Annotated in this window: 9 protein-coding genes and 1 pseudogene; 1 reads left to right on the top strand and 9 read right to left on the bottom strand. The window is 42.0% G+C overall.

Translation table 11 applies throughout. The features are described from left to right. Positions 1 to 163: 163 nt before the first annotated feature. The 8 genes from HW45_RS04290 to HW45_RS04255 form a co-directional block, all read right to left on the bottom strand. Complete coding sequence (locus HW45_RS04290) at positions 164 to 382, bottom strand: hypothetical protein (RefSeq protein ID WP_038225117.1); 219 nt, start codon at positions 380 to 382, stop codon at positions 164 to 166. A 747-nt stretch (positions 383 to 1129) separates the two neighbouring features. After that, positions 1130 to 2773, bottom strand: a complete 1644-nt coding sequence (locus HW45_RS04285; RefSeq protein ID WP_038225115.1) for an ADP-ribosylglycohydrolase family protein — start codon at positions 2771 to 2773, stop codon at positions 1130 to 1132. Further along, positions 2774 to 3409, bottom strand: coding sequence for a DarT ssDNA thymidine ADP-ribosyltransferase family protein (locus HW45_RS04280; protein WP_038225113.1), 636 nt, complete (start codon positions 3407 to 3409; stop codon positions 2774 to 2776). A gap of 2 nt (positions 3410 to 3411) precedes the next feature. Further along, positions 3412 to 4806, bottom strand: a complete 1395-nt coding sequence (locus tag HW45_RS04275; protein ID WP_038225111.1) for a 3'-5' exonuclease — start codon at positions 4804 to 4806, stop codon at positions 3412 to 3414. A gap of 601 nt (positions 4807 to 5407) precedes the next feature. Next, a complete protein-coding gene (locus tag HW45_RS04270) occupies positions 5408 to 5953 on the bottom strand; it encodes a recombinase family protein (protein WP_038225109.1) in 546 nt (181 codons plus the stop codon). 192 nt (positions 5954 to 6145) lie between these two features. After that, entirely contained in the window at positions 6146 to 6433 is a 288-nt protein-coding gene (locus HW45_RS04265) for a hypothetical protein (RefSeq protein WP_038225107.1), read from the bottom strand. 11 nt (positions 6434 to 6444) lie between these two features. Beyond that, positions 6445 to 7521 carry an integrase domain-containing protein gene (locus HW45_RS04260; RefSeq protein WP_051867764.1) on the bottom strand — a complete coding sequence of 359 codons (1077 nt, stop codon included), beginning with the start codon at positions 7519 to 7521 and terminating at the stop codon, positions 6445 to 6447. Between the two features lie 961 nt (positions 7522 to 8482). After that, positions 8483 to 8782, bottom strand: coding sequence for a hypothetical protein (locus HW45_RS04255; protein ID WP_038225105.1), 300 nt, complete (start codon positions 8780 to 8782; stop codon positions 8483 to 8485). Positions 8783 to 9304: 522 nt separating this feature from the next. Here HW45_RS04255 and HW45_RS29490 point away from each other — a divergent pair. Then, entirely contained in the window at positions 9305 to 9457 is a 153-nt protein-coding gene (locus tag HW45_RS29490) for a hypothetical protein (protein ID WP_160171193.1), read from the top strand. A 239-nt stretch (positions 9458 to 9696) separates the two neighbouring features. Here HW45_RS29490 and HW45_RS28710 read toward each other — a convergent pair. Next, a pseudogene (locus HW45_RS28710) lies at positions 9697 to 10351 on the bottom strand (IS5 family transposase); the annotation flags it as partial. Positions 10352 to 10663 lie beyond the last annotated feature (312 nt).

Below are 10663 nucleotides of genomic sequence, written 5' to 3'. Positions count from 1 at the left end.
TTTAATGAACAATACAGAAAAAAGAATAAAATAAATTTTTCTGGTGAAGAACAACTGACCTTAAACTTTAAGTACCACAAATAAACCTATATCTAAGCGTGGGCATTTTAGACCACTTCAGTGGATTACAGGAGGGCTCATTTGATTTGTACTTCAAATTGAACTAACGGTAGATGATACGCGGTATCCTTTTGGCGCTCTTTGCTTCGGTTGTTGTAAAGTACCTTTTCAACCCTCTTGAAGTTTCCACTTCATCAACTAAGATGTTAAAAAGTGTTTGTTGTTCTTCTTTCGTGGAAATTAAGTCTTTCCATGCAATCATGACATCAAATGCTTCACCGTGACGAAGTAGTCTTGCTGGTACCACCGTTGCCAGCCCCACCAATAAACACTCCGTAACGCAGAAATGGGTGCACTACTCTATGGTTCTCAGCTTTCTTGCTGTACGTAATGGCATCATGGGTTGTGACACTATCAACTTTCGTTTCCACTACAACTCTCGGTGTCCACGTAGCATCATCTATCCATTCATAGATCAGAATATCCGTCTCGAATTTGGTTTAAATGCAACCTGCTATATCATTTCCGTATTGGCGTACCTCATTGGCATAACATAGTTTTGGAGCAACATCGGCAGCGTAATTTAGTGAAATATTTTTAACGTGATTATGTATATCTACTGCAACCGTTTTTGCCCACTTAGTTTCTTTTGTTTCTCTCGTATCACTAGTTTTTCTCGTTGCTTACTACGTTTATATATTTTTGTAGGTATCTTACTGGCAGTAGGTGAAGTATGTCGATTGTTGCTTTAACAAAGTGAGATAACAGACATTTGAAACTCAAAAAGAGGCAAAGGTATATTATGCACTCTCACTGAACACACGTTTGGACAAAGACGTGGCACTGACTTTGCTAAATTAGCATTTATCGGATTATCTTTAGTATGGCAAAACCTCTAATCTAGTGGATCAATTTACTCATCCACTAGACTTAACAAGGACACTATCGGCTATTAGGAAGCGCGCGAATCTAGTCAGAGACGAATCTAGCTCTGCTCTAACCATAAAAGAATCGAAAGTTAGCTGCCTGAACGCTTCAAAACTAGCTCAGAATGAACTGCATTTAAGTTCTAGTCCCCATTGTATGCTTGTGCAATTATTGAACTATAAGCGATTACGCTTTCAATAGAGTAGTTTTTCTTGTTAGCTAACAGCTTTATATGTTTCCCTATGAGGGCTTCATCGAAACCACTTTCTATAGCTTCTATAGTTAACGATTTCATATCATGTACCGTATCTCTGCTTTGTGACACATTTGCAGATTGAGTTAATGGCTCTGAAGAGTTTGAACTAGGGATTTCTGAAGTGTAGGCCTCTTTCGTTATGAATTCCGATTCACTAAGCTTAGAGTTGGGGCAAATACCTAGCTGGTTTTCATTAAAGTCGTTGAATACTCTTCTTTTCAATAATAGTGAGAATCCGTACTTCGTTGAGTACCATTTGTATAAGTGACCTTTTTTCTGGTCTTCAAATGCTTCAGAAATAGGCATTATGTCTCCAAACAGCGCCATAACTAGCTTGTTATCGCTGACGGTAACGTTGTCTAAAGAAGATCTGTTAGGCACCCAGTTTAAAGCATCTGGGTACTCAAAAGACCTGGTTTCATTTCCTGTACTAACCTCATACATTCTAGTTGCTTCTGATAGTATGTAGTCGATATCTTGTATGTGTCCTGACGGTCGAGTGCGAGCGCTAGCTCCATAAAGAGCACCAAACATGGTAGCGATAGTATCTGTGTCAGTTTGTAACTCATTAACAACATCAATTAGAAGTGTTTTAGGGTCATTTAGTCGATAGTTTTTTATGATTAATAGCGAAGCGGCGAGAGCAGTCTTACTCCCAGACCCTCTTTGAGATGGCTCGGTTAGTCCAAGCAATTTTGATAAGTTTTTATAGTCGAGTTTCGGAGAAAGCAACCATTCTGAAGCTATTTCGATATCTCGAATTAGCTCTTCTGCTACATTTGTAAATGCTTCATCTAATGTCTGTTGAGTCTCTGCTTCCCATTGATGTGACCAGAATGTCTCGAGCATGTCATCTTGTTTAATGAAGAATGAAGCTCGACTGCAAATCATGGCATCATCTTTGAGCGTTTCCAATGATATACTTTCTTGACGTAGAAGCCGTGCTAAGGATAAGGAATGTAGCATGGCACCTGCTATAGCCCTAGGATGCCCGTGAGTAACGATAGAGTTCCTAATTACATCAATGATGTATGTTTCTATATCCGCAAGATCTGTGGCAGCCCAGATATGTGGTTGAATGCGCATAGCAGCACCATTACCACCACCAAACACATACTGCGAATCCTTTTGGTTGTAAAAGTTTGAATACCAGTTCACAGATTTTTTTATAAGATTATTAGTAGCAACTTTTGTACCTCGCCCAGCTCCCAAAGCGTAACTTAACCATACGGGAAGTTCGCACTTCGCAAAAGCTTCTATGTCAAAGTAGCCTTTACCATTAATAGCCCTTGATGTACTAAGCCTTAGCTGAGTGTCATCCGAGTATGTCCCTTGAGGAAGATGCACTTGTGTGCCATAAATCCCATCTAGCTTTCTCTTCCATGGAATAGTATCCATTACTATTTCAAAATCTGATCGTGTCTTTATCGTGTTTTTTGTCTTAGCTAACTCTGTTATAAACCCCAAGGCGTCAGCATAAGCAGCCCAAAGTGCAGAATTTATGGTTGCAGTCTTACGAAAGTCGCTCATCTATAGTCCTTTGAATTTATCTTCGTTAACTTCAATAGTGATATCTTTTAAGCGCTCATCAAATGATAAAGCTGCACTCGCTAGTGCATATGTGTTTTCATCAGGAACATATAACGTCTTCAAATAGTCAAGGCTTATCTCTTTTGGATACAAAACTTCAGCTTCTTCGCACGTTGTCCAGTTATCGGGAAATGAAGAGGATCTTGACTTCATATTGCCTCGTTTTGATAGGACTTGATGACCGAATAACTTAATTAAACCTTCGGAACCTATGCCTCGCACACATTCATTTCTGTAAATATTATTGGTAGTAGTGAATACAACGCTTTCATGGTTGAGGATTTCAGCATCAAATGCCAAAATAACCCAGAAATCGTACTCTTCTCTATGCCAACTTTTGCTATGCCCGAAAAAACTAGAGTTTATCCTAGATATAGAAAGATTTACATATGACGTCCACTGTGGATCAGAACGGTACTTCGAGTTGTACTTGGTGATATATTCAAGAGCTTGTTCTTTGGAAAGTTGATCTCTCGATACGAGCCTGTTTAGGGTGAATATTCCTACTAAACCGTGATTTGTTGTAAAATGAAGCACTTCGTCGATTTTTCGTTCAGATATAATTTGCTTTGTCACGGTTACAACTCCAAATATTCATAAGTATCGTTATCGATAAGGTCAAGAATACTTGGCTTATCACCTTGCTTATACCCTAGTATCACCGACTTTTTAGCTCTAGTAATCGATACGGTGAGCAGTTTACAGATATTTGAGTATGAGTCTGATTCAGCATCCTCGTCGTATCTAAGGAACTCATCGCTCAAGCCTAACAAAACTACATGATCAAATTCGAGGCCTTTAGCTGAGTGCATTGTTGACAGAACCACGTTAGTGTTGATTTCAGGCCAGTCTGTTGATTTAGTTAGGTTTGCGAAAAGGATGCCACTGTTTTGAAGCCTAGTTTTAAGGTAGCGTTGAGTTCTTTGTGATTTAGCTAAAAAACACACTGTTTCATTTCTTAGGTCAACATCATCCAGTAAGAACCTGATTGCATAGTCCGTTTGTTGATTGTAAAGACCGCAAATTATCTTTGGTAGTTTTCCAGAAACATTACAACTTTCATAATCAGGAACTGTACCATCTGCATCAATGCCAACTTGTTTGAGTAGTTGATACCCCAGGCGAGCAATTTCAAATGTGTTCCTATAGTTCTTTGTAAGCCGAGAAGAGTTCTGAGGTCGTATTTCTAAGCCAACTTCCCGCCACGTAAACCCTCTGTTATAGATTTTTTGCACGGTATCAATAACGAATGTTCCATGTGACTGTTCGTGCAGCATAGACACGACAGTTCGAAGTTCATTGGCAGAGAAATCTTGAGTCTCATCAGCGATAATTATGTCGAATTTGTCATTTAAGTTAGTTGCTGGGTATTGATTTATGTCATTCCAATCAACGAGGTTATTCGCTTTCTTATAAGCCTGATAGGGACGTACAATGTTGTTAAGAATTTTTTCTCGCAGGGCTCTGTCGACTCTCGGTTTCGAACCACGGCCAACTCGTGTTGTATCTAGATAAAGATCTAGCTCACCTAGTGGGAATCTTCCCAAAATATAGTCGACTTCGGAGTGAAGATAATCAATTTCTAACCCACAGGAATCAAGGATTAGGAAATGACTATCAGCAATATTGTTTACGAGCCTGAGCTTATTAATGTCAGGATATTTATTTCTACAATACTTGGCAAGTGTCTGAACCTCAATGTCAATTTCATGACCAATCTCGTGAGCTAATTGCCTGATATATGAACTTAAAGTAGTGTTAAAGGTGAATACCATGGCACGAATAGGTTTATCTTCCTCTCCACTTCTCAAGCGGCTATTTCTATGAAAGGTTATTGCTAACCTTAACATCAACAGGGCTATGGTGGTTTTTCCACTTCCTGCTGCCCCTCGAATCACTCGGTTCATCGGGTGAGGGGTCGTGAAAAGCTGCATCTGTTCGTCAGTAGGCTTAATTGATCCGAGAGGTTTCACGTGCTAACTCCTTGTATTGATTAAGCAGGAATGCACATGATTGATTATCATAGAAGCGTATGGCAATCAACCTTCTTGATCTAAATGCCTTACATAACTTGTGTTTTTTTGATTCAAAGCTTTGTTGGCAGAGCATGCTGGTTGGCTCACTTAACTACGTTCTCCCAACGTACCAATGAAGATTTAGGCAGTATATTTCGGCACCTGCCTACGGGAAGCACTACCATAGCTAACGCCTACAGGAAGGTGCTCTATTACATGATACGGAGTGCCTTTGAACCATTGTCTTTGAGAGTCCGACCTGCTTCGTAATATTCCTTGGCATACAAGCCTAATCCAAATCTACTAAGTTTTCTTTTTCAGTAATGTTCCTTGTTTTCCTATGAGAAAAGGTTTGGTCAGACAGCATCATACTAAACAACACACAGATAAGGAAAATTAGGTCAAACCAACTCAATGTGATTTGCAAAGTTAAGTGTCTCCGGCACGGAAAGGGGCATAAATGCATTTGAATGAGTACACCTCATATGTGTAATAGGTAGTCCACCAACTGAACAAGGTGCTTCTTCATGTATACGACAGCCCCCCTCCCAAAACTATATCAACCCTCACGCAACACTTTATAAACCGTAGATCGACTAATCCCCAACTCTCGGCTAATCGCATTCTTACTCCAACCACCAGCAGCCAAATCTTTAATACGTTGATGTAACTCCAAATTGGGATAACGCCCGAGGTGCTTACCTAACGCGCGCGCTCTTTCCCGCCCTTCAATACAGCGTTGCAAAATCCGAGAGCGTTCCATTTCCGCAAATGCACCAATGGTGGTGTAAATCACCCGGCCTACGTCACTGTTGATGTCTAAATCGCCAAGGTCATGACAAACAAGCCCCGCGCCACGCGCGCTTAATTGATCAGCGACGCCAAGCGCATCGATGGTGTTTCTAGCGATGCGATCCACTTTTGTCACATGAACTATGTCCCCTTCCCTTGCAAATTCGAGAAGTTGCTTAAGTCCATTGCGCTCAGCACTCTTGCCACTAGCTTTATCCTGAAAAATCTTTTCGCAGCCTATTTTGGATAGTTGTTCTATTTGAACATCTAGATTTTGTTCGTCACTACTGACGCGCGCATAACCTATTAACATGGGAGCCCCTTTTAAGTGTCTGAAAAGTCCCTTTTGTTTCGTGTACATGTGCAGTTAGTAATTTGCAGACTTAATGCACACGATTTAGGGTACCATTCGGCCAAACCAACGGAGTCCGAAAAGGTACACCTTTTTGGACACGCCAATCGAGAGTATTAGGCCTTGGGAAAATCTCCGATAAGCATTAAAAGGTCACTTAAATATGGGTGGCTCCGATGCGCGTTGCAGAAACTGACGCCAAATCACGTTAATTGCATAGTAGTAATCTCGGCGAGTAGAAGGTGCCAGATGACGATTGTCGCGATAAAACCTGCTTACTTGTTTTCGCCCTATCTGCTCGAGCCCTTTAACCTTCTCTTTTTCGACCATGTACCCTATTACGATGCGCATTTTTTGTGCCTGTCGTTTTCGGCTCGTTTTGCCTCCGCTGCGCATATAGAGGTGAAGATGTTTTTCAAGTTGAGCTATGGCTTTGTTCATCGCTTTTCCCCCTAATACACATACACTCTCGAAATGCTTGCCCTCTCGTGGCCTAGTTGCTTTGAGATATAACTGAGAGCTTGGAAATTTAGCTCCGATGCCTCTGTAAGGAAGTCATGCACGCTTCTCAAACGAACATCACAGTAAAGACCGAATGTATCCTGGTAGGCGCAATAGAGTTCATTGGCAATAATGCGAACTTGTTGTTTTCTATCACAGTGACTGTCGATTGGCGCAATCACTGAGAGTCCCTGTCTAGCAAAGAACAGTTCATATAGCGTCCTAGCAAACTCGCGGCGCTGAGTATGGGTGCGATATCCGATTTTCCCTATTTGTCGGTAATAGAAGCTTCGATACTTTTTGTAGCTGCTATTTTTTGGGATCATCGATTTGTGGTCGCCTTGATATTTAGTTGCATTTTCTAAGGCTTGATATTGAGAGTCACAAAACACGTCAACTCTCCTGGGTTTACCTCCTTTCGTACCGGCAGCGATGGAAATGTATTCATTCCGCTGCGCTTCTCGCAGTGCTCGGTGAGCATTGAGCTTCGCAGCCTCCTCAAATCTCAGCCCAAACGCGCGCTGTAGCGAAGCGATGCTGAACTCTCTTCCTCCCAAAAGCCTCTGTAAGCTATGAAATTCCTCATCAGAGCTGCCTTTAGCTACGCCATATTCAAACTCACGCTTCGATAGCTGAGCTTCCGTTCCGGTGACTCGACATTCATTGTCGCCTCTCGCCTGCGAAAGTATCGTGTTCACGGCAGATAAGTAGTTCTGTGCCCAAGACGCGCTCTTTTGAGTGCTATTAGATACAGTACGCAAATGCTTTGCATAACCTTCGACATGCTCACGTCTTACTCTGCGCATGTCCTTAATCTGATAGCGTTCTTGCATGTAGTGCACAAAGAACGCAAACCTTTTTACTTGCTGATGACGCGAGCTAAAACCGCACGCGCTGGCAAGGCGTCGCTCCTCCATTGCGTGTTCCGCAGCTTTCAGCATGCAGCGCGCCCTGAGCCCAAAGTTACGAGCATTGGGATTAGCGCGCTCAAAACGATGCCTAGACCGAACTTCATTTCTTTTGGACATACCAATCTCCTGAGTGGTTGCGGAATGGAGACTAGGGAACAGTAATAGTGAGTGTTAGTGGTAGGTGAAACACCTACACGCGCGAATACGTCGCGCAGCGCTGTCCCCTTTTTTGTTTTTCGAGGTTTAGTATTAGCCCCACAGCTTAGCGCCCTATCGCGGACTTACTTACCATGATAAGCGAGTCATTTAGCTGCCTACTGCACCTGTTCAGAGCGACATTCGTCGTTTTTCGTCCTAGATACATGGGGATTGTTTAGCTGCTTAGTTATTGAATAGAAAATAAAAACTACATACGCGAGGAACCGAATTAAGTTGCCTCTATGTTTTTTCCTATATTCGAACCACACCTCACTACGAGGAAACCTCGAGCAGCAATTGGGTAAGATTTGTCTACGTATCGGGCGATACGGGCAGATGCGAAGCGCATCTATGGTCGGGCTTTTAGCCCCGAGGGTGTGTAGCACGCATTACTATTGAGTGCTAATTAGATGAAGCAGTGGTCAGTGACATGAGTCTGCTCATATAAAGGTTATATCCCATTTTTCCCTGGGATTGAGGGGGTTGTGATGTATTTGTACATCAGAGTCGTTGGCAGCGACCCAGCTGTGCTGGAGATTGGAACAACATAACGATGTGAACCAAATCGCCATTAGAATAGTTAGAGTTCAGCAGAGAATGGAGGAAATGCAAGTTGATTTGGTTTTGATAGTGATTTTTGGCTGCTTAATTTGTCTAGAAACAGCTCGGTAATGACCGAGCTTTTCTATTAGTTACTAAGGGGGCTATCCAGCAGCAAGCACAACGATATTGCTATCCAAACCGTTTTGACGAATTTGGACGACATAAATGTGCCTCAAAGTTAGTTTGGGACATGTAGTTCGTCAAAATACTGAGGCGCTGTTTGCCCTAATTGAACTGTCATGTTGCGCGTGCCTCAAGAGTCGAGTCATGCCCATATTTAACCGTAAACAGAAATAATATTTTGACAAACTTCGTTAATCTCACTCGCAGGTAAGGTACTCATGTGATCGGACGCTTGAATTAGTGCTTGTCTCTGTTGTGATTCGGTCAAGCCTTGTGAGTCAGCGATACGACCTGTAGTCTCAGCTTTACGCTCGTCACCTTGACCCACGTAAAAAGCTGTACACGCAAGTGCAACACCGGATACCATCGCTTGTTCCTCTGTTACAGCTTGTACCGGAGATGTTGCCACGATAAGTAGTGATGCCAGTGTAGCGGTTAGTGCTATTTTCTTCATGATTGATCTCGTAGATTTCATTTTAGATACTATCCATGGTGCTATTGTCTTGATACCTCAAGCTTGACTTAGCGAAACTCTATGTATGTCTAAGCAAGGTTGAAAATTAACCTAGCAGGATGGACGGCTTACTATGTCGTCGTATACTAAATAAGCTACAAGAAAAGTTCTTACCATTTTGTGCCATCAACGTGAACTTACGATACTCTTGATAATTCACAATAAGATAGATAAAAAGCTCCCTTACACGTTTCTGTTCAGAATAGTTTTGGCGGAATATGAAACAGGAAGAGGCTCCAAACATGTTACGAATAGCATGGGCTCATGACACTTTTCCCTCCAAGAACACACATTAACTTGGGCTTACTGACTTGTAATATGGGCAAAAGTATGAGTTCCCTCCTAATTGATTTCAGTAGCTAATAAAACATGCCATTATTTTTAATTTTGGCATGAATTGGTAAGTCATTTTGGAAAGTAAAGGGATAATCCTCCTACTACAAACATACAAGGTCCTTACTAATGAAAAATTTATTTCTGATTACACTTTCTCTCTTAGCTTTCTCCTCAGCCTCATTCGCTGACTGTGAGCAAGATGGTGACATATGGGTATGTGACACCCCTTCGGGTGGTGATATGGAATGTGAATCGACGGACGGTGAGGTTGAATGCTAGAAAACTAGCACACCAGTAGCTATACCTTTTTAGCGTATTTCTATTATATAAGTTATCTTTAATGGAAGTGCGAATAGCTGAGGATTAATACTGTTGCTTTTTGTTTTGATTGCATCCTCCTTTATCTGCGTGGATGTACCACCGCGCTATTGCGAGACTTTTATACCTAAGCTGCCTTATAAGCTCAAGGCGGCTTTGTTGCGTAATTCGAACAGAAAACCGAAACTGCCTGAGATTCAACGCTTGTGATAGCCGTACCGCTTTTTCCACTTATTGTGGAGTCGTAGAGCTTTTGGCAACCCACCACTAAATTGCGAAGGTTGCGAAGGTGTCTTTTCTCACAAAAGGCCCCCCCTTCTCTTGTTGTGATAAGCGGAACAGTTTGTTTGATCCGCATGGAATCATGACTATTCCTTATGTCGTAAGCACCATCTCCAGATATCTCGATGATTCGTCGACGCGTTTTCTTAAGCATATTGGGAAGGACTTCTGCATCAGTGGCATTCGATAAAGTCACTTCTGTTACTATCTCGTGAGTGATGGTGACAACGGCTAAATGCATCTTTCTCCAGACTCTACGCTTCCCGTCAGTACCTGCTCCTTGGCCTTTCATCCACCTACGCTACAGACCTCGAGACAAGAGGCATCAATGGCTAGATGCTGTATCGTACCTCTGGTCTTGGTCTTAAATGAAATCTCAACCTGCTCGGCTCGACAACTTATACAGGTGTAGTGTAGACAAACAAGCGGTATGTTAGCTAGCTCAAATACAGAGCCTAGAAAACCTTGCAGTGCTCTCAATGGCATAGAGAAAACACGCTTACCATCTTTGCTTTGCTTCCGCTCGCGTATAGCATCTTCATCAATCCAGAAAGTGAGTGACCCACGGCTGATTAGGGTTTTCTTCTAAAGTTTCCTGATAGTTGTTTTGTAACGAGGTTTCGGAATAAGGCGATGATGATTAATTGAGATAGCCGATCAGATCGTAACTTCTTGATTTAGTGTCATCGAATTACGCAACCAAATCTCGCAGGGCAGTTCACTTTCTCATCTTTCTTATAGAAAATAGAACTACTTCTTTCAGTCCGCTAATTACCAGTGCAATCGCACCGCCAGCTAAGGCAGCAATTAAAATGTCGTTCATATAACACCTTTTAACAGTCAGATTGATTAAATTGATATCTATAGAGGCTTTGTTGCCGAAAT

The sequence above is a fragment of the Vibrio sp. ER1A genome, from assembly GCF_000733315.1.
GTDB lineage: Bacteria > Pseudomonadota > Gammaproteobacteria > Enterobacterales > Vibrionaceae > Vibrio > Vibrio mediterranei.
The sequence above is the reverse complement of the archived record's forward strand: the minus strand, read 5'-3'. Positions and strand labels throughout refer to the sequence as shown.

Bases quoted from the DNA above. Each gene is read 5' to 3' on its own strand.
- HW45_RS04285 (WP_038225115.1), bottom strand. From the start codon at position 2,773: ATGAGCGACTTTCGTAAGACTGCAACCATAAATTCTGCACTTTGGGCT.
- HW45_RS04270 (WP_038225109.1), bottom strand. From the start codon at position 5,953: ATGTTAATAGGTTATGCGCGCGTCAGTAGTGACGAACAAAATCTAGAT.
- HW45_RS04265 (WP_038225107.1), bottom strand. From the start codon at position 6,433: ATGAACAAAGCCATAGCTCAACTTGAAAAACATCTTCACCTCTATATG.
- HW45_RS04260 (WP_051867764.1), bottom strand. From the start codon at position 7,521: ATGTCCAAAAGAAATGAAGTTCGGTCTAGGCATCGTTTTGAGCGCGCT.
- HW45_RS04255 (WP_038225105.1), bottom strand. From the start codon at position 8,782: ATGAAGAAAATAGCACTAACCGCTACACTGGCATCACTACTTATCGTG.
- HW45_RS29490 (WP_160171193.1), top strand. From the start codon at position 9,305: ATGAAAAATTTATTTCTGATTACACTTTCTCTCTTAGCTTTCTCCTCA.